The 19,147-nt window shown below is 58.3% G+C and carries 23 protein-coding genes; 10 read left to right on the forward strand and 13 right to left on the reverse strand.

Features of this window, described 5'->3' with window-relative positions:
• Window positions 1-26 precede the first annotated feature (26 nt).
• Together AC2FID_RS05715 and AC2FID_RS05720 are read left to right on the forward strand one after the other, a co-directional pair.
• Complete coding sequence (locus tag AC2FID_RS05715; protein WP_058275724.1) at window positions 27-629, forward strand: 2-hydroxychromene-2-carboxylate isomerase; 603 nt, start codon at window positions 27-29, stop codon at window positions 627-629.
• The gene (locus tag AC2FID_RS05720) at window positions 626-1,438 is read left to right on the forward strand and encodes an alpha/beta fold hydrolase (protein WP_496835850.1); all 813 of its coding nucleotides are present in this window, start codon (window positions 626-628) and stop codon (window positions 1,436-1,438) included. Before AC2FID_RS05715 ends, AC2FID_RS05720 begins: the two co-directional genes overlap by 4 nt.
• 39 nt (window positions 1,439-1,477) lie before the next feature.
• On the opposite strand, the gene AC2FID_RS05725 is transcribed toward AC2FID_RS05720, so the two are convergent.
• The 8 genes from AC2FID_RS05725 to AC2FID_RS05760 form a co-directional block, all read right to left on the reverse strand.
• A complete protein-coding gene (locus AC2FID_RS05725; RefSeq protein ID WP_496835852.1) occupies window positions 1,478-2,512 on the reverse strand; it encodes a threonine aldolase family protein in 1,035 nt (344 codons plus the stop codon).
• Entirely contained in the window at window positions 2,512-2,985 is a 474-nt protein-coding gene (locus AC2FID_RS05730; RefSeq protein WP_496835854.1) for a YcgN family cysteine cluster protein, read from the reverse strand. The genes AC2FID_RS05725 and AC2FID_RS05730 overlap by 1 nt, the downstream gene beginning before the upstream one ends.
• Complete coding sequence (locus AC2FID_RS05735; RefSeq protein WP_496835856.1) at window positions 2,982-3,914, reverse strand: bifunctional riboflavin kinase/FAD synthetase; 933 nt, start codon at window positions 3,912-3,914, stop codon at window positions 2,982-2,984. The genes AC2FID_RS05730 and AC2FID_RS05735 overlap by 4 nt, the downstream gene beginning before the upstream one ends.
• Window positions 3,915-4,030: 116 nt before the next feature.
• Window positions 4,031-4,474 (reverse strand): MaoC family dehydratase, encoded by a 444-nt coding sequence (locus AC2FID_RS05740; protein ID WP_058275996.1) that lies wholly within the window; start codon window positions 4,472-4,474, stop codon window positions 4,031-4,033.
• Between the two features lie 100 nt (window positions 4,475-4,574).
• Complete coding sequence (locus AC2FID_RS05745) at window positions 4,575-5,450, reverse strand: TIGR01459 family HAD-type hydrolase (RefSeq protein WP_282151786.1); 876 nt, start codon at window positions 5,448-5,450, stop codon at window positions 4,575-4,577.
• 109 nt (window positions 5,451-5,559) lie between these two features.
• Entirely contained in the window at window positions 5,560-6,630 is a 1,071-nt protein-coding gene (locus tag AC2FID_RS05750) for a DUF389 domain-containing protein (RefSeq protein WP_496835859.1), read from the reverse strand.
• A gap of 134 nt (window positions 6,631-6,764) precedes the next feature.
• Window positions 6,765-7,685, reverse strand: coding sequence for a manganese-dependent inorganic pyrophosphatase (locus AC2FID_RS05755; RefSeq protein ID WP_472723122.1), 921 nt, complete (start codon window positions 7,683-7,685; stop codon window positions 6,765-6,767).
• Window positions 7,686-7,792: 107 nt separating this feature from the next.
• On the reverse strand, window positions 7,793-8,782 hold the full coding sequence (locus AC2FID_RS05760) for a TraB/GumN family protein (RefSeq protein WP_496835861.1): 990 nt from the start codon (window positions 8,780-8,782) through the stop codon (window positions 7,793-7,795).
• Window positions 8,783-8,888: 106 nt separating this feature from the next.
• On the opposite strand from AC2FID_RS05760, the gene AC2FID_RS05765 reads away from it, so the two are divergent.
• On the forward strand, window positions 8,889-9,563 hold the full coding sequence (locus tag AC2FID_RS05765; RefSeq protein ID WP_496755261.1) for a DUF2161 domain-containing phosphodiesterase: 675 nt from the start codon (window positions 8,889-8,891) through the stop codon (window positions 9,561-9,563).
• Here the strand turns inward: AC2FID_RS05765 and bla are convergent.
• Window positions 9,560-10,441 (reverse strand): class A beta-lactamase, encoded by an 882-nt coding sequence (bla, locus tag AC2FID_RS05770; protein ID WP_496835863.1) that lies wholly within the window; start codon window positions 10,439-10,441, stop codon window positions 9,560-9,562. The genes AC2FID_RS05765 and bla overlap by 4 nt on opposite strands.
• Window positions 10,442-10,668: 227 nt before the next feature.
• On the opposite strand from bla, the gene AC2FID_RS05775 reads away from it, so the two are divergent.
• From AC2FID_RS05775 to AC2FID_RS05795, 5 genes are all read left to right on the forward strand, one after another.
• Window positions 10,669-10,956 (forward strand): co-chaperone GroES, encoded by a 288-nt coding sequence (locus AC2FID_RS05775; protein ID WP_058275523.1) that lies wholly within the window; start codon window positions 10,669-10,671, stop codon window positions 10,954-10,956.
• A 54-nt stretch (window positions 10,957-11,010) separates the two neighbouring features.
• Window positions 11,011-12,654 (forward strand): chaperonin GroEL, encoded by a 1,644-nt coding sequence (groL, locus tag AC2FID_RS05780; protein WP_058275524.1) that lies wholly within the window; start codon window positions 11,011-11,013, stop codon window positions 12,652-12,654.
• A gap of 186 nt (window positions 12,655-12,840) precedes the next feature.
• Window positions 12,841-13,683, forward strand: coding sequence for a DMT family transporter (locus tag AC2FID_RS05785; RefSeq protein WP_496835865.1), 843 nt, complete (start codon window positions 12,841-12,843; stop codon window positions 13,681-13,683).
• Window positions 13,684-13,721: 38 nt separating this feature from the next.
• Complete coding sequence (locus tag AC2FID_RS05790; protein ID WP_496755257.1) at window positions 13,722-14,495, forward strand: alpha/beta fold hydrolase; 774 nt, start codon at window positions 13,722-13,724, stop codon at window positions 14,493-14,495.
• Window positions 14,492-15,643: an alpha-D-ribose 1-methylphosphonate 5-triphosphate diphosphatase gene (locus AC2FID_RS05795; protein WP_058275526.1), complete on the forward strand. Its 1,152-nt coding sequence runs from the start codon at window positions 14,492-14,494 to the stop codon at window positions 15,641-15,643. Before AC2FID_RS05790 ends, AC2FID_RS05795 begins: the two co-directional genes overlap by 4 nt.
• A 1-nt stretch (window position 15,644) precedes the next feature.
• On the opposite strand, the gene AC2FID_RS05800 is transcribed toward AC2FID_RS05795, so the two are convergent.
• The 4 genes from AC2FID_RS05800 to AC2FID_RS05815 form a co-directional block, all read right to left on the reverse strand.
• Window positions 15,645-16,712, reverse strand: coding sequence for a 5-(carboxyamino)imidazole ribonucleotide synthase (locus tag AC2FID_RS05800; protein ID WP_496835867.1), 1,068 nt, complete (start codon window positions 16,710-16,712; stop codon window positions 15,645-15,647).
• Window positions 16,712-17,470, reverse strand: coding sequence for an NAD(P)-binding domain-containing protein (locus AC2FID_RS05805; protein WP_496835869.1), 759 nt, complete (start codon window positions 17,468-17,470; stop codon window positions 16,712-16,714). The genes AC2FID_RS05800 and AC2FID_RS05805 overlap by 1 nt, the downstream gene beginning before the upstream one ends.
• Window positions 17,467-17,952: a 5-(carboxyamino)imidazole ribonucleotide mutase gene (gene purE / locus AC2FID_RS05810; protein WP_058276051.1), complete on the reverse strand. Its 486-nt coding sequence runs from the start codon at window positions 17,950-17,952 to the stop codon at window positions 17,467-17,469. The genes AC2FID_RS05805 and purE overlap by 4 nt, the downstream gene beginning before the upstream one ends.
• 77 nt (window positions 17,953-18,029) lie before the next feature.
• Window positions 18,030-18,254, reverse strand: coding sequence for a YdcH family protein (locus tag AC2FID_RS05815; RefSeq protein WP_058275529.1), 225 nt, complete (start codon window positions 18,252-18,254; stop codon window positions 18,030-18,032).
• Window positions 18,255-18,418: 164 nt separating this feature from the next.
• Between AC2FID_RS05815 and AC2FID_RS05820 the strand changes: the two genes are divergently transcribed.
• A complete protein-coding gene (locus AC2FID_RS05820) occupies window positions 18,419-18,832 on the forward strand; it encodes an Hsp20 family protein (protein ID WP_058280036.1) in 414 nt (137 codons plus the stop codon).
• Between the two features lie 5 nt (window positions 18,833-18,837).
• On the forward strand, window positions 18,838-19,062 hold the full coding sequence (locus AC2FID_RS05825) for a DUF1150 family protein (RefSeq protein WP_058275531.1): 225 nt from the start codon (window positions 18,838-18,840) through the stop codon (window positions 19,060-19,062).
• Window positions 19,063-19,147 lie beyond the last annotated feature (85 nt).

The following is a 19,147-nucleotide window of genomic DNA, read 5'->3' on the forward strand; positions in this document are numbered from 1 at the left end:
AAGATAACGCAGCGGAGAAAGTGCAGATGACCCAGATTGACTACTATTTTGCGACACTCTCGCCCTATACCTACCTTGCAGGTATGCGGTTGGAAGAGGTGGCGGCGAAACATGGCGCGACGATCAACTACAAACCGCTGGATATTGTCGCTCTGTTTGGGCGTACGGGGGGCACTCCTCCCAAAGACCGCCACATCTCTCGCATCGAATATCGGGCGCAGGAACTACAGCGACAGTCCAAGCAACTTGGTATGGAATTCAATCTACAGCCCGCGCATTGGCCGACCAATGCGGCGCCGTCATCCTATGCGATCATCGCTGCGATCAAGGACGGGTCAGGGGATGTTGGCAAACTTGCGCATTCCTTCGTGCGGGCCTGTTGGGCCGAGGAGAAAGACATCGCGCAGGACGATGTGATCCGCGATTGCCTGACAAAGGCCGGTTTTAATCCGGGGCTGGCGGATAGCGGCCTTCTGGTGGGCGCGGAAACTTATGCCGCCAATCTGGAAGAGGCCGTGGATCGCGGTGTATTTGGCGCGCCGTTTTACATCACCGAAGACGATCAGCGGTTCTGGGGGCAGGACCGGCTGGATGATCTGGACCGCCATTTGTCGGAACTGAAGGGGTGAGGGACACCCCCCTGGCAGACAACACTTTTGTCAGAACGTTGGGGCAGGGCGCGCGCGAGGTGCTCGCCCTGCACTGCACAATCGCGCATTCCGGGGCGTGGTCGGGGCTGGCGACGGCTCTAGAGGGCGAGGCGACATTTACGGCCCCCGACATGCCGTCCCATGGCCGCAGCGCGGACTGGGATGGGCACGGGGATCTCTTTGACCAAGTGACCCAACTGTCGGCCGCGCATTTGACCGAACCGATGGACGTGATCGGGCATTCCTTTGGCGGGATGCTAGCCCTTCGGCTGGCTGTCGAGTTTCCGGACCTGGTCCGCAGTGCGGTCCTGATCGAGCCAGTGTTTTTTGCGGTTGCGATTCAGGACACGCCCGATTTGGTGCGGCAACATTATGAAGAGGCGAAACCTGTCTCTGATGCGCTCGCGGCCGGAAATTTTGAGCAGGCCGCCCGTTTGTTCAACCGGATGTGGGGCGCACAGGACGGCCCACGATGGCCCGAATTGCCAGAGCGGACACGCGCGGGAATGATCCGTGGTATTCACGTTGTGCCCGCCGTTGATGACGCTTTGTTCCTTGATCAGAAGGGGATGCTGAACCCTGGCGTTCTCGACCGCGCATCTATGCCGGTTCTGATCCTGAGCGGGTCTGAGACGCACCCCGTCATGCCCGCGATCGGAGAAGGTCTTGCCCGGCGGCTTCCCAATGCCGGAACGGGCGTTGTTTCGGGTGCTGACCACATGGTCCCAATCACTCACCCGGTTCAGACAGCTGCCGTCATTCGAAAGTTTTGGGGTGGTCTATCCTGAACCATGTTGTGGACAGGATGACGCCCCTAATCCCTGAAATCACAACAAGCCGATGAACCGGTCGATATCATTCGAGTTGATCGACCAGTCGCAGACCAGTCGACAGGCCAGGATCTCGTCGTCATCCGTACCGTCCAGCTCTGCGCCCCACAGATGATAAACCGCACCCGCTTGGTGCAACTGCTTGTGACGCGCGCGCGAAAACTGCGCAAAGATCATGTTGGCTTGCGGCTCATGTAGAAAGGTTGCGCCTTTGCCGCGTAGACCATCGGCCAGATGCGCGCAGTTGGCGTTGGCTTGTCGCGCCATCTGCAGCCACAGATCATCGTTCAGATATGCGGCCATCTGGGCGGACAAGTAACGATGCTTGGAGAACAGATGCGCACCACGCTTGCGCCGCAGTTCGAATTCCCAGGCCTTGGATTCGTCAAAGAAAACTACCGCTTCGACACCCATCAACCCGTTCTTGGTGCCGCCAAAGCTGACCGCATCGACGCCCGCTTTCCACGTCATCTCAGCAGGCGAGCAATTGAGCGCGACCAACGCGTTGGTGAACCGGGCACCATCCAGATGAACTGGCAGGTCGTATTCTTTGGCGATACTGCAAAGCGCCTGCAATTCGGCCAGTGAGTAAACCGAGCCACGCTCTGTCACCTGAGTGATCGACACGGGCCCACGCTGGGGGCCGTGCACGCCACGTGTTTCTTCGGCCAAAATCGAGCGACGCAGCGCTGCGGGCTCCATCTTGTCGCCGCCCGGCACCAGTGTCAGCTTTGCGCCGCTATAGAACTCGGGCGCGTTGCATTCATCCTCGTGGATATGCGCGACGGGTGAACAGAACACGGTTTCCCATGGGTTTGAGAGTGTCGCCAGAGCCAGCGAATTCGCGGCTGTCCCGGTGGCCACCAGATAAACTGCGGCCCCTGGCGCTTCGAAGATTCCGCGAATACGATCGCGCACTTCGTTCATCAGGGTGTCCGCGCCATAGGCCATTTGATAGCCCTGATTGGCTTCGTTCAACGCGGCCATGACCTGTGGGTGAACCGGACCGGAATTGTCAGAGGCGAAATACATCAGCTGGGTTCCTCAATGATATAGTCTTCCCACTCTTCCAAGGGGGTTTCGAATTCGGACACCGTGCGCCCCTGAACTGACATGCCAGCTGCGTGCACGCTGTCCGGTGTACCTGATATCAGGGGATGCCATTCGTACAGCGGTTTCCCCTCCCACAGCAGTCGATAGGCGCAGGTTTGGGGCAGCCAATAGGCGTGATCGTCGATGTTGTTGGGCTTCATCACGATGCATTCCGGGACGAATTGGTGGCGGATGTCGTATTGTGTGCAGCGGCAAGTCTCATCGTCCAGCAGACGGCAGGCGACGCAGGTCAGGGCGACCTCGCCGGTGTCCTCATCCTCAAGCTTGTTCAGGCAGCATTTGCCGCAGCCGTCGCACAAGGCTTCCCATTCGCGCTGGTTCATCTTGGTCAGCGGTTTGCGTTCCCAGAACTGCGGGCCAAGGCCTTTGCGATTGATCGGATCGGTGGTCATAGCGCGGCCAGCAGGATGCGCGCCTTGTCACAATCGGCATCCATCTGCGCGATCAGGGCATCCAGCCCGTCAAACGTCATCTCGGGGCGCAGGTATTCGACAAGGCCGACGGACAAGGTCGAACCATATAGATCGCCTGAGAAATCGAACAGGAAGGTCTCGATATTCGGAACCTCTCCGTTGAACATTGGCCGTACGCCGACAGAGGATGCGCCGTGATAGCTGCCCTGATGAGGTCCGTCGAGCACATCGACCAGCACCGCATAGACGCCAAATTTTGGCGGGTGCAAACCTTCGATAGACATATTCGCGGTGGGGAACCCAAGCTCGCGCCCGCGTTGTTCGCCGCCGATCACTTCGCCCTCGACGCGGTGCCAATGGCCCAGCATTGCCGCGGCGTCGCAGGGGCGGCCATCGGTCAACGCGGTGCGGATACCAGTCGAGGATACCACATCGTCAGACCGTTCCATCAGCGGTGCAATGGTGACGCCAAACCCCATCTCTTGCCCGAACCGGGCCATATCTTCGGCGGTGCCACTGCGCCCTTTGCCGAAACAGAAATCCGCGCCGACCACGACGTGCGATAGACCAAGTCCCTCGCAGATGACATTGCGGGCAAAGCCTTCGGGCGTCAGACCGGCAAGCGCTGCATTGAACGGCAATTCGTACAGCTTTTGTACACCCAGTTTCTCCAACCGGTGCGCACGTGCGTTTCCGCGCATCAGACGAAAAGGTGGGGCATCGGGTGCAAAGTACTCGCGAGGGTGAGGCTCGAACGTCAGAACACCAAGCGGAGCATCCGGGGCCACGCTTTGTGCAAGTTCAATCACCGACTGATGGCCCACATGTACGCCATCGAAGTTCCCGATTGCCACACTGGCACCGCGGTCTTCTGGCTCGACAAACTGGAAATCACGGATGATCTGCATGCAGCTTGCCTAGCGGGACTGGAGACCGGGTTCAAGCACCTGATTGGTCCAAATGCTGCGCAACAAAAAAGGGCACCGTTTCCGGCGCCCTTCAAAAGGATAGAGGTATCGAGGCTTCAGTCGAATTTGCGCGACGGGGCCAGAACCATCGCTTCGCCCACCAACACCTTCTTGCCGTCGACCGCACAGTGACAATCCAGTTTCACGCGACGCTTGGCAAAATCAATATCGATCACTTTGACCTCGGCATAGACCATATCACCGGGGCGCACCGGAGCCAGAAATTTGAGAGACTGACCCATATAGACCGTGCCGTGGCCCGGCAGCTGCTCGCCGATCACGGCCGAGATCAGGCCCGCCGTCAACATGCCGTGGGCGATACGCCCTTCAAAGATCGTGTCGCGGGCATAGTCGTCGTCCAGGTGTACCGGATTCCGGTCCGTCGAAACCTGCGCGAACATCTCGATATCTTCGTCCGTCACCACTTTGCGCAGGTGGCGGGTCATGCCCATCTCGATGTCTTCAATACAGATCGTGCCGCGTGGAAGATTATCCAACATGTCGCCCTCACTCGAGTTCAATGGGCAACAAAACAACTCAAGTTGCCCCGGTTTGGCAACTTTATTACTTCGCAACTGCAGAAAATCAAGTCTTTTCTGACTACCTCAATCGACCGATTGTGTAGGTAGGATTGATGTTTTCCTTTGCAATATAATCACTTAGGGATTCATGATGCGGATGATGCTCAGTTTTTGTTTCCGCTGCGGCCAAACCACCCGAGATGAACAGAGAATCAATCCCTTCGCCCATACCGCCGAGAATGTCCGTATGTGGGCCGTCGCCGATCACAAGAATGTCGCCATCAGGGATGTCATGACCCAATTCCTGCAGCCTGCGCCGCGCAAGATCATAGATCGGCGGGTGGGGTTTTCCGAAATACAGGCTCTCGCCTCCCATCTCGGTATACAGCTTCGCCAACGCGCCCGCGCACCATTCGCGTATCTCGCCCCGGTCAACAACGATGTCGGGGTTGGCGCAGAGCAGCTTCATGCCTTTCTGCTTGGCATAGAGGAAATCGGCGCGATTGACCGCCGGATCCGCCATTGGGTCGAACGGCCCGCAGCAGACGATCCCTTCGGCCTCATCCAGCGGGACACGTTCGATGTGGATCGGATGGTGTAGTATTTTTAGCGGCTCAAAGAAACCCGCGTCGCGTTCCCATTCCCCCATGAAATAGACTTTTTCACCAACCGCCCCACGGAACATGGCCGACCGAGCCGAGTCCCCGCTGGTTGCGATGGTGTCATAGGCATCTGCGGGGACATTGAATTGTCCAAGCTGCTCAGCCACGCCAGCACGCGGTTTGGGTGAGTTGGTGACCAGCACAACGATCCCGCCTTGCGCCCGGTAGTTTTGCAAAGCCGCGACCGCATCGGGATAGGCAGTGATGCCGTTGTGAACGCATCCCCACAGGTCAACGAACAGTGCCTTGTAGCGGCCTGAAATCTCGGAAAGCGTGTGGATGATCTGGGTCATGGGAGCCTCGGGACCTGAAATTCTGAGTTGTGACAGCTATGGCAAAGCTTTCACCTCTTGGCCATCCCGCAATACCAATTGCGGGTCGAACACGGTGTGTCTGATCGCGTCATTCGACGATTTCTTCGACATCGGGTGCTTGTTGGACGTTTTCGGTGCCCAATATGATCTGTGCTCCGATCCTGTTCTGGAAACGCACTACGACCAGATAACCCGGCCCCAGTTCTTTCTGAAGTACGTCGACCAAAGGCGTGTCGCGCAGAGTCTCGGGTAGCAAACCGGCGATCGAGGATACTTTGTAAGCGGCTTCAATCGGAAGGTCCACGATCAGCCAAATATCGGCTTGTTTACGTTTGGCATTCACGTCCACGCGGATGATCTCGACCGACACCGGATCGGCCCAGTCCCGGATCGTTTGCGCCAACTGCGCCTCTGTCCGGGTTTCGAGGTAACGGTTGTAGGTCGACTTTCCCAGTTGAAGGACAACGAAGGCTAGGAATGCCAGTGTCACCACCACGCTTGCGGTGAAGTTCAGCTTGCGCCGACCCTTGCTAAACACCACCGCCCGCGCTGCATATACGATGTAAATCGCGCAGGCCGACAGAATGATCGCTCCAAGGTTGGTGGCAAAAAGAAGACCGGCCTCATAGGCCTCGGCGGGCTCGTCGAAATACAGCAACACACCCGAAGCAGACAGAGGTGGCACCAAGGACACCCCGATGGCTGCACCGGGAAGCAGGCTGGCCTCGGACCGGTTGATTTGAACGTAAGCTGCGGCCACTCCGGCGGCGAGGGCAACGATCAGATCCTCGGTGCCCGGATCCGTTCTGGCGAGAATCTGATCGGGGATCAGAATGCCGCGCGGGACGTCTGCGACATAGACAAGAAGCCACGCCAGCAAGACGCTGATTACCGCGGCGCCGCAGACAATCAAAGCCAGTTTGAACGCGCGACCCAGCCATCCCATCACCATCGCCGCCGCAACCCCAAGGATCGGCGTCATCAATGGCGCAACAAGCATTGCGGCAATGACGACCGCACTGGAATCTCGCAGCATGCCCATCGTGGCGATCACCACGGATAACGTCAGAAGCATGGCAAACCGCCGCCAATAGGCAGATTTGTCCTTGCCTTCAAATCTCAGGATGTCGCGTGTGGTGCTGAACTTGCGGGAACTCATGAACGTCGTCTGACCCAATTCGCTGTCTGGCTATTGATGGCAGACTACCAACGGATGCCGTTCGCGCAAAACATTAGTAGCAAAGAAAAAAGGCGCCCGGGTGGGGCGCCTTTCGGTTGGGATGTTTGTCAGCGTCAAACCTTGAGGTTCGGGATGATCTGTTTTTTGCGGCTCATGATGCCGGGCAGGACTACGGCATCGCCGTCCACGCTTGCGCCAAAGCTCTTTTCCGCGACGCCTTTGACTAGATCGTTCGGCACCAGCAGGGTGGCCTCTTCGTTCAGGATATCGACCACGAACAGCAGAACCTGATCAACGCCGTCTTCCTTGGCCACGTCAGCCATCGAACCCGCTAGGCTTGCCTTGCGGTCTAGCACAACGCCCGGTGCGGTGGTTTCCAGAACCGAAACGCGGAACTTGGTACCGTCGACCTCATATTCCTTGCTGTCCATGCGGATCAGTTCGGCGTCCGAGAAAGACGACACATCCGATTTGGCCGCGAACATTTCCGCGGCATAGGTCGCGACGTCCAGACCCAGCTCGGCAGCCAGCTTCTCGGCCACTGCACGGTCATGTGCGGTGGTGGTGGGTGAGCGGAATTCCAGCGTATCCGACAGGATGCAGGTCAGTGCGGCGGCTTTGATGGCGTCGGGCATCTTGGCGGCGTCGTCACCGATCAGGTCCATCATGATGGTCGCCGTGCAGGCCAGCGGGCGCACGGTGATGTCGATCGGGCCTTTGGTTTCCAGGCCACCAACCAGCTTGTGGTGGTCGATGATTGCGCGGATGTCGGCGCTGTTTACGCTAGCTGGCAGCTCGGCCGGGTTGTTGGTGTCCACGATGACTACCGGTGCGCCCTCGGCCACGTCCTCGATGATGCGCGGCTTTGGCAGGTCCCAGCGCTGCAGCAGGAATGCCGCTTCGGTGTTGGGTTCGCCCAGCAAAACCGGCTCAGCCTGTTCGCCTTTGATTTCGTTCAGGTACCATGACCACAGGATAGGTGAGCCTGTGGAGTCGGTGTCGGGGGATTTATGTCCAAATACGAGCGTTGTCATGTCAGCGTCCTGAGGGTGATCATTTTGCGCGCCTTATAGGGCGGTCCGCCGGGGTTGTCACCCAACAGTGTTTACGCTGCGACGGTTGGTCTGAAATCGAGGTGGGGTCAGAACGGGGCGCGGGTCAGGGTGTACCCAGTCTGTTGCAATTGGTTCAGCAGCCCGTAGTCGCCCCCAAGATGCCCGGCACCGACCGCGATCACGACAGTTTGGTCCTGAATGTTTAGAATTTTCTGCATCCAGTTGCTGTTGCGCTCGACCAGGAGTGTTTGCTCGAAATCATTCCATTCCTCGTCGAATACTTCGGGCGACAGGCCCGAGTCTTCCAAGCCCTGCAGGCGGGCGAGTTGGATGATTTCGACATGTTTCTCTTCCAGGTAGGCGTTGGCCATCGTCGCCAGTTGATCCTCGCTGCCGCCCATGGCACCGGCCATCCGCACAAGGGACTGGACCTGCTTTTCGATGGGGTGGCTGTCGAACATACTCATAAGATCGGAAATCTGTTCAAGCGAGCGTTTGGGGATGCCCAATTCGTCAGCCAGCTGATCCAGACGGGCGTCCATCCCGTGGTTTGCAGTGGGGTCCTGCATCATGCACGGGGGGATGCCCAGCATCATGCTTAGAAACCACGGCCGCATTTTGGCTGCCATCCAACCAGGGATACCGCGTTCGGATAACCCGTCAGACAGGGCAGACCAGTCCTCCTCGGACATCAGGTCAATCAGGCTGGGTCCCGAGGTGATCATCACCGGGCTCATGTCCTTGGCCAGGTCTTGTTCGAACGCGTCCATTTCTTCCTGCGTTACCTCGAAATAATACGCGTCCGCATTGCTGAGAGCCGGCGTTAGCCGTTCGACCACTGCGTCCATGCGTGGGTCATTGGCATGCAACGTTCCAACAAGGTGCAGGATCGTGTCGCCCTTGGACGCGATCCAGTGATTACCTTCGGGAAACGGGATATCGGCCACTGCCTGTTGCAGTTCGGACTTTACCGCAGGGTTCAGTCCCGGCCTCAGATCATTCCCTTCGCATGCGGCCTGTACGGCGGCGGGCAGGAATAGGAAAAGCAGAGGTGCAAACAAGCGCATAAGGATCATCTCGGAATCTTCAGTGTGACAGCGACATTGCCTTTGCGCAGCATTGTATTCAAGCCAGATGCAGGTGATGGCTGGCGTTCGCGGCAAATTTGCATAGCATGGCGGAATGGACCGCGAGCAGGATCTATACCCGCCGATCAAGGCGCTGTTCGAGCGTCAGGGCTACACCGTCAAAGGCGAAGTCGGTGCTGCCGATATCGTCGCTGTTCGGGATGGCGATGAGCCGGTGATTGTTGAGCTGAAGCTGCGGTTCTCATTGGCGCTGTTTCATCAGGCGATCACGCGGTTAAGGGTGACTGACCAGGTCTATGTCGGCGTGTGCAAACCCAAGGGGCGAACGGCGCGGCGTGCGTTAAAGGACAATTTGGCGCTGTGCCGCAGACTTGGTCTCGGTCTGATCACTGTACGTGCTGACGGCGCGGTCGAGGTGCAATGTGACCCTGGCCCGTATGCACCGCGAAAAAACAAAGCAAAAGCGGCTCGTCTTTTGCGTGAATTTGACCGGCTTGAAGGTGACCCCAACGCAGGTGGGGCCACCCGGCACGGGATCGTGACGGCCTATCGTCAGGACGCGCTGAAATGTGCAGCCCATCTGGCCGAATGCGGCGCGACAAAGGGGGCGGAAGTTGCCCAATCCACCGGCGTCGCCCAGGCCACGCGCCTGATGCGGGACAATCACTACGGGTGGTTCGACAAGGTCGAGAAAGGGGTCTATGCGCTGTCGGCTACGGGGGCCGAAGGGTTGAAGCACTGGGCGTATAGCTGGGAAGATGCGAACTAGTCAGGCCGTGCGGCGATTTCGGAAATCATGGCGCGGCCAATATCTGAAAGGACGGCATTGCGTTCAGGAAATGGCGCATCGCTTTCGGTCAGATAGATGGCGGCCAGATAGGTGCGGGGCTCGGGGGTCTGCAAAAAGGCAACGATCGCTCGGCTGCCGTGGCCTCCGGCACCGGTCTTGTCCCCGATCGTCCACCCGTCAGGCACGTGCGCGCGGATAAGACCGTCGGCCACTTGATCGTCTATCATCCATTGCCTGAGTTGAGCAGAGGATGCGGGTGAGAGCGCCTGGCTAAATAGCAACCGGTCCAGCGTCGCCAGTATTGTCCGAGGCGTTGTAGTGTCGCGCGGATCGCCTGGAGTGGCTTCGTTCAGGGCCGTCTCCCATCGATCAAGGCGGGTGATGTCGTCGCCATTTGTCCGAAGAAACTCGGTCAGTCCGGCAGGCCCATCCAAGCGGCGCAACAGCAAATTGGCCGCAGCATTGTCGCTGATCGTCATCGTTGCTTCGCATAACGCTCCGACAGTCATACCGGTCTCAACATGTTTGCTGGTGACAGGGGAGTATTCTACCAGGTCCGTCGTCTGGTACGTGACGTGATCTGACAGGCTTTCCCTACCTGCATCCACCTCTGCCAGCACGGCGCCGCACAAGAGCGATTTGAACGTGCTGGACATCGGAAACAGCTCATCGGCGCGGTATGAAACTTCCCATTCGTTGCTGGGATCATATAGGAGCAGCCCGATCCGGGCATCAAGGCGGCGCTCCCAGCTCTGAACCGTTTCGGTAAGGGGCTGCGCCTGTGCTGATGTGGCTAAACCAACAGTAATAGTAATTAAAAACAACAGGGTAGTTGTGATTTTCCGGAGCCCACGCATCGAATCTGCCTTGGTCAAATGTGGTTGCCATCACCTTAGTTGGCTAGGGCGCTGTGTAAACCGGGCGTTCTGGGGCTCTGCGTGCGAAAAATATTCAGGCAACTTGTTGACTCGGTCATTTCGACCCCCTAGCTATGCGTCGTTATCACTCTCTACTACCGAGTGCTAACGCCTCGCTGAAAGGCGGGGGGAGGATAGATAAACTTTGAGCCCAAGGAGCTGCAAAGATGGCATTGAAACCGCTTCATGACCGTGTGCTGGTTCGTCGTACCGAAAGCGATGAGAAAACCGCAGGCGGGTTGATCATTCCCGAAAGCGCAAAAGAAAAACCCAGCGAAGGCGAAGTCGTTTCGACCGGTGAAGGCGCGCGCAAGGACAGCGGCGAACTGATCGCAATGGCTGTAAAAGCTGGCGACAAGATCCTGTTCGGCAAGTGGTCGGGCACCGAGGTTCAGGTCAACGGCGAAGAGCTGCTGATGATGAAAGAAAGCGACATCATGGGGATCATCGAGTAAGCGCCCACGCTTCTCTGATCTTCATTTCCAACATTTTTCTCAAGGAGAAACAACATGGCTGCTAAGGACGTCAAGTTCGACACCGATGCCCGCAACCGCATGCTGTCAGGTGTGAACATCCTGGCCGATGCTGTCAAAGTAACCCTGGGCCCCAAAGGCCGCAACGTGGTGCTGGACAAATCCTTCGGCGCACCGCGCATCACCAAAGACGGTGTATCGGTTGCCAAGGAAATCGAACTGGAAGACAAGTTCGAAAACATGGGCGCGCAGATGGTGAAAGAAGTCGCCAGCCGCACCAATGATGAAGCTGGCGACGGCACCACCACTGCAACTGTCCTGGCTCAGTCGATCGTCAAAGAAGGTCTGAAGCAGGTTGCTGCTGGTCTGAACCCGATGGACCTGAAGCGCGGCATCGACCTGGCAACTGCCAAAGTCGTTGAAGGCATCAAAGAGATGGCGCGTGAAGTCAAAGACTCGGCAGAAGTCGCTCAGGTTGGCACCATCTCGGCCAACGGCGAAGCCGAAATCGGTCAGCAAATTGCAGACGCGATGCAGAAGGTTGGCAACGAAGGCGTTATCACTGTCGAAGAAAACAAAGGTCTGGAAACCGAGACCGATGTTGTCGAAGGTATGCAGTTCGACCGTGGCTACCTGTCGCCTTACTTCGTCACCAATGCTGACAAGATGATCGCAGATCTCGATGATTGCATGATCCTGCTGCACGAAAAGAAACTGTCCTCGCTGCAGCCGATGGTTCCGTTGCTGGAGCAAGTGATCCAGTCGCAAAAGCCTCTGCTGATCATTGCTGAGGATGTTGAAGGCGAAGCGCTGGCAACTCTGGTTGTCAACAAACTGCGCGGCGGCCTGAAAATTGCTGCTGTCAAAGCACCGGGCTTCGGCGATCGCCGCAAGGCCATGCTGCAGGACATCGCAATCCTGACCGGCGGTCAGGTCATCAGCGAAGATCTGGGCATGAAGCTCGAGTCCGTCACTATGGACATGCTGGGCACTGCCAAGAAAATCGAAATCACCAAAGACGAAACCACCATCGTCGACGGTGCTGGCGAGAAAGCCGAGATCGAAGCACGTGTTGCTCAGATCCGCACTCAGATCGAAGAAACCTCGTCGGACTACGACCGTGAGAAGCTGCAAGAGCGCGTTGCCAAACTGGCAGGCGGTGTTGCTGTTATCCGCGTAGGTGGCATGACCGAAGTTGAAGTGAAAGAGCGTAAGGATCGTGTTGACGATGCTCTGAACGCAACGCGCGCAGCCGTTCAGGAAGGCGTTGTTGTGGGCGGTGGCGTTTCGCTGGTTCAGGCCGGTAAAGCACTGGACACTCTGAAAGGCGCAAACGCTGATCAGGACGCAGGCATCAATATCGTGCGTAAAGCCATCGAAGCGCCGCTGCGCCAGATTGCTGAGAACGCGGGCGTCGACGGCGCAGTTGTTGCAGGCAAAGTTCGCGAATCTTCGGAAGCGGCCTTTGGTTTCAACGCTCAGACCGAAGAGTATGGCGACATGTTCTCGTTCGGCGTTATCGATCCGGCCAAAGTTGTCCGCACTGCGCTGGAAGATGCAGCATCGGTTGCTGGCCTGCTGGTCACCACCGAAGCAATGGTTGCTGACAAGCCTGCCAAAGACGGCGCGCCTGCTGGCGGCGGCATGCCCGACATGGGCGGCATGGGCGGCATGATGTAAGACGTCGAATTCGCCTCGGCGAATTCTGACGGTCCCGACAGGCGCTTGGCTGTAAGGCCAAGCTGCCGAAGGGGAAGCCTTAAAATATAGGGACGGGGTCGCCTTCGGGTGGCCCCGTTTCGTTTTACGGACCACCCGCGGGGATGTGAGTGTGCAAAACGCGCCGAAACCGGTTATGCGGTTGATATGAAACTGTTCCTACTCACGTGCCTGACGATGTGCGCCTTTGCGTCCAACTCAATACTTAATCGTCTGGCGATTGATAGTGGCGCCAGCGATCCTGCTGCCTTTGCCGTGGTGCGGGTCTTAGCTGGTGCAGTGGTGCTGGCCGGGTTGGTTCTTCTAAGGGCTGGCCACTTGCCCCTGTTTGACCGACACAGGATTGCCGGGGCGGGGTCGTTGTCCCTGTATATGATCGGATTCTCGGTCGCCTATCTGACGCTGGACGCGGGTCTTGGCGCGCTGATCCTGTTTGGGGTGGTGCAGGTGACGATGTTCACTGTGACATCAGTGAAAGGCACGCTGCCCACTGGTCGGCAGATCGCGGGCGCCGCAATCGCGTTGCTGGGGTTGGTCTACGTGCTGTGGCCGTCCGGATCGATACAGGTCAACCCGATCGGGGCTGTCCTGATGATCGCCGCCGGGATCGGCTGGGCGATCTATTCGTTGGTTGGCAAGTCCGAACCGGATGCCTTATCCGGCACTGCGGCCAATTTTGTCGTGGCATTGCCCGTGACAACGCTGGCTTTGTTGGCGACAGGAGGGGCCTGGCACATGACCGCTAACGGATACTTGCTGGCCGCGTTGGCCGGCGCGGTTACTTCGGGGATGGGGTATGCGCTTTGGTATCAGGTTTTGCGGGAATTGACGCCCACAACGGCGGCCGTCGTGCAACTCAGCGTTCCGATCATAGCCATTGTTGGCGGTGTCCTCCTGCTGGGCGAGGCCGCCAGTCTGCGCCTGATCCTGGGGGCGGGTCTGGTATTGGGCGGAATTGCACTGGCCGTTCTGCGCAGGACGCCGCGGTAGGGGTTTATTCGGTGGACGTTAGGCCTTATCTGGCGGCTATGCGTTGTTTGCTTGCACTCTTTCTGTTCTTTGTGCCTGCCATTGTGCAGGCAAAATGCGTGGTCCTGCTGCATGGGCTGGCACGGACCGAAGCGTCCTTTACCGTGATGGAGCAGCTGTTCAAGACGCATGGTTATACCGTCGTGCGCCCGGGATATCCGTCCACTGACCTACCTATTCCCGAATTGGCTGCACAGACACTGCCGGACGCGTTTGCTGAATGCGGTGACGATAAAGTCAATGTGGTTGCGCATTCGATGGGTGGTATCCTGTTGCGCTATTGGCTGCAGGATAACCATCCGGAGAATCTGGGCCGCGTAGTCATGCTCGGGCCGCCCAATCAAGGAAGTCAGCTGGTGGACGAACTTAGCGCGTATGAGGTGTTTGGGATGCTGAATGGCCCAGCTGGCCTGGCGCTGGGCACAGGCCCCGAAGGTATCCCAAGGCAACTGCCGCCAGCGGATTTCGAACTGGGTGTCATCGCCGGTGAGAATTCGCTGAACCCGCTGTTTTCGTCGATGATTGACGGTTCGGATGACGGCAAGGTCTCGGTTGAGACCACCAAGGTCGAAGGGATGGCGGACCATATCGTTTTGCCGGTGACACACACATTCATGATGAACAACCCGCGCGTAATGGCGCAGGCGTTGCATTTCATAGAGTTTGGGCAGTTTGACCCACAGATTACTTGGTTGGACGGGGTGATGGAAATCATCGACGAAATCTGCATCGGGCAGGATTGTTCGGAACCCGCGTCGGAGCCCTCCCAATGACTGCACTTTCTCTGACTTTAACCGGCGCAGAGGTCTTGTTGCCGGACCAAGGGATGACTCGTGCAGACCTGCCCATTGCCGAGGGGATCGTGCAAGAGGACCGCGCAGGCAGAACAATCGATCTATCGGGATATCTTGTGATGCCCGGTATTATCGATCTGCACGGTGATGGGTTTGAGCGTCATATCGCACCGCGCCGCGGGGCGATGAAGCAGATGGGCGAGGGTATTTTGTCGGTCGAAGCTGAACTGGCCGCCAACGGGATCACGACGGCGGTCCTGGCCCAGTTCCTGAGTTGGGAGGGCGGCGTACGCGGCCCTGAATTCGCTGGCCAAGTTTTTGATGCTATTGCGTCGGTCAAAGATCGCGTCGTGACCGATCTGCTGCCTCAGCTACGGTTCGAAACACACATGCTGGCGGAATACCCCAGCCTGCCTGAACGCATCACCGATTGGCAGGTGCCCTATGTCGTGTTCAACGACCACTTGCCGCATGACCGGTTGGCCGAGGGGCGCAAGCCGCCACGTTTGACGGGGCAGGCGCTTAAGGCAGGGCGCAATCCGGACGCACATTTTGAGATGCTGCTGTCCATGCATGCCCGCCGGGATGATGTGCCCGCTGCCTTGGACACGCTCTGTACGGCGCTGGCCGAGCAGGGTGTCCGTATGGGCAGTCATGACGACGCAACCGCCCAAACCCGCGCCGATTGGCGGGCGCGGGGGGCGCAGATCGCGGAATTCCCAGAAACGCTAGAGGCAGCCGAGGCTGCACGGGCTGCTGGGGATCACGTAATTCTCGGATCGCCCAACGTGGTGCGTGGCGGATCGCACAAGGGCAACGTCAGTGCGTTGGATCTGATCACGATGGGGCTGTGTGATGCCTTGGCATCGGACTATCACTATCCCAGCCCGCGGCGCGCTGCGCTGATGCTTGCCAAATCTGGCCTGCTGGATTTGGCAATGGCGTGGGCGCTGGTGTCATCAGGGCCGGCGCGAGTTCTTGGGTTGCAGGACCGGGGCACACTTGCCCCTGGTCAGCGCGCAGACATGGTGATCCTTGATGCTCGGTCCCACCGCGTCGCCGCCACGCTGGCTGGTGGGCGGGTTAGTTTCATGTCCGGCGATATCGCCGCACGGTTCGTGGGCTGAGTCACCGCGTGATGCGGTTGAAATGCGCCATCTTGCGGCCCGGTTTGACCTCAGCCTTGCCATAGAGATGAAGCGCCACGTCGCGTTCCCGTGCCAATTCCGGCACACGGTCCATATCATCACCGATCAAGTTCTCCATGACCACGTCCGAATGGCGTTGACCATCACCCAGGGGCCATCCCGCCACAGCGCGGATATGCTGTTCGAACTGATCCACCGCGCAGCCGTTCTGTGTCCAGTGACCCGAGTTGTGCACCCGAGGCGCAACCTCATTCACGATCAACCCTTCTGACGTGACGAACAGTTCGACACCCATGACACCGACGTAATCCAGCGCGTTCAAGATATTGGCGGCCAGAAGAACAGCATCGGTTCGTTGCGCCGGGGCAAGGCGGGCGGGTACCGTGGTGGTGTGCAAGATGCCATCGCGGTGCACGTTTTCACCGGGGTCGAAACAGGACACTTGACCGTCGATGCTGCGGGCGGCGATGACCGATACCTCGTAGTTGAAATTTACGAACCCTTCGAGGATTGCTGGCGCGCCTGCCATATCGGCCAGTGCGGCCTCGGCATCCTCGGGGCCGCGCAACCGCGCCTGTCCCTTGCCGTCATAGCCGAAACGACGTGTTTTCAGGATGGCTGGCGTGCCAATCTGGTCAATCGCTGCCTTTAGGCTGTCCAGATTGGTGATGTCGGCGAACGGCGCTGTCTTCAAACCCAACTCGGCAAGGAAAGTCTTTTCGGTCAGTCGATCTTGACTGACACGCAGCGCCTCGCGCCCCGGATGGATAGGGCAATGTGCTTCCAACAGGTCCAGCGCTTCGGTCGGGATATTTTCGAATTCATAGGTGATGACATCGACGGACTCGGCAAAGGCCTTCAGTGCCGCAGCGTCATCATAAGCTGCAGTCGTCACATGATCCGCCACCTGACCGGCGGGTGGGTTGGCTCCCGGCTCAAAGATGTGGGTTACAAAGCCCAACCGGGCCGCCGCGACGGACAACATCCGGCCTAATTGGCCACCGCCCAGAATTCCAATCCGCGCCCCCGGAGCAAGCATGTCCGTCATCAATCAGTCTCCAACCTTTTTCCAATCGCCTGCAGGGCCGAGCGCAGCGCATCATGTGCGTTGCCCGCATGCAAGGCCTGCGTCATTTGCAGGCTGAGTGTTCCATCAGTTGCCAGCCCGTCCCGTTCTTCGGCCAAACGCCCGGCTTGCCCGGTTTGCATTGTGTGCAGAAACCCGGATAGCAGCTGTGTCGTATAAAACTCTGAGGCATCCGCGTCGCCCGTTTGCTCGGCCAGCCACTCGGCACCCGTTGCCAACACGTCCAGAATGCCCGGGACCATGGCGCAGACGGCAAAATGTGCATTCAGCGCGGCCTCGTTGGATACCTTGACGACCGGGTTTTCGGGCTCGAACAATTCAGCCAGCAAGGCGTCGTTTCCGAACGCTGCAAGCGGGCATCCACCTTGCTGAAGAAAACCCAATGGGATCGTTTGCACAAAGTCAGTTGCGGGGGCGCATAACGCAGCAAGCTGATCCACCGATACAGCCGCCATCACTGACACGATCTGCTGATCCGAGCGAAAGTTTAGCTGTTCCAATACTTCCGGGGCGATTTGGGGGCGCAGGCAAAGAAAAACGATATCTGATGCGTCAAGAACCGCTTGTGGGTTCGCGACCACGACATCCAGTTCAGCTTTCAGTTCGGCCGAGACTGTGGCGTTGCGCTCTGTCACAGCGATCTCGTGCCCTTTTGCCGCAAGAAAACGCGCAATGGGGGCTGCAATATGTCCGGTTCCGATGAAGCCGATACGGCTCATCCCTGCGGTTCCTCGGGGATCGAGGCCGAAAGGGCCGCGCGCCAGGCATCCAGGCGATCAGCCAGCGCTGGGTCTTGCAGAGCAAGGATACCGGCCGCCATCAACCCGGCATTGGCCCCACCGGCCGAGCCGATAGCCATCGTCGCCACCGGAAAGCCTTTGGGCATCTGCACAATGGAATACAGCGAATCGACGCCGGACAGGGCCCGCGTCTGCACAGGCACGCCGATCACCGGCACGCGGGTTTTTGAGGCCATCATCCCAGGCAGATGCGCAGCACCGCCCGCACCGGCGATAATCACATCCAGGCCGCGCTGAACGGCGGTTTTGCCATAGTCCCAGAGGCGATCAGGGGTGCGGTGGGCCGAAACGATGCGTTTTTCATACGCAATGCCCAGTTCATCCAGAATATCTGCGGCTTCTTTCATCGTGGGCCAGTCCGACTGGCTGCCCATGATGATCCCCACTTTCACATCGCTCATCCGCTTGTCGCCCTTGCCTGTCGAAAGAGCGCGCACTATAGCCAAATCGGCCTATCTGGCAATGCGGTACAGGGCCTTCAGGCGATGATATCCGGGGTCAGACGATCCTCGATCAGGCGAATGATGTCCTTAAGGCGCAGTTTCTGCTTTTTCAGCCGCTTGATCGTCAACTGATCCGACGTCCCCGTGGCTTGCAGCGCCTCGATCGCTTCGTCCAGATCGCGGTGCTGGCGGCGAAATACCTCCAGCTCGACCCGAAGAACTTCATCTGTTTTCATTGAAATGTCAGTGGGCGCGTTCATGGACGACTCGGTTGTTGTTGTGGTGCTTTCCACACAAGATAGTGTGTCAGGGTTTATCCGGCCAGACCTTGTGGACATCCCTGCATATTCCCATATTCTATCATACGCGGTTGCCAAAACGGGACCGCACCACACGTCGCTTTGGCAATAAAGGACGAAAATACGTGTCGAAACTTACTCTTGGCTCATACCCGCATCTTTTGGGGTTCGAGCAATTGGAACGCCTTCTAGAACGGTCTGCAAAGGCCGGAAACGAAGGATACCCGCCCTATAACATCGAGCAGACCTCGGATTTTTCCTATCGCATCACCCTGGCTGTGGCCGGCTTTGCGGAACAGGACCTGTCGATTACCATCGAGGATCGCCAACTGGTGATCCGGGGCCGTCAACGCGACGATAGCGAGGGGCGCATCTTTCTGCATCGCGGCATCGCGGCGCGTCAGTTCCAGCGCATGTTTGTGCTGGCGGACGGTGTCGAGGTAGGCGAAGCGATCATGGAAAACGGTCTGCTGCATGTGGATCTGACCCGCGCCGTGCCTGAAACCGTGGTTCAGACAATCAATATACGGAAGGGGTAAGAGCAATGAATACACCGATTGAAATCAACACCGAAGGCGACCGGATCGTCTATGTAAAAGCCGTCGATGTTGCTGACCTGCCGCGCGAAGTGCGCGAACAGGCCGGTGATCTGGATCAGCTCTACGCTGTGCATGACTCGGATGGTCAGCAACTGGCCCTGGTCGCAGATCGCAAGCTGGCCTTTATTCTGGCGCGCGAACATGACTTTTCCCCGGTGGCCGTGCACTAAATCGGTCCCCGCAGCGTGTGATTTTCCCGTGACATCCGCCGCCCCACGGGTGAGATATGCGAACCAATACGGGTTCGCAGGGCGG

This window comes from Ruegeria sp. CDSC068 (genome assembly GCF_059610545.1).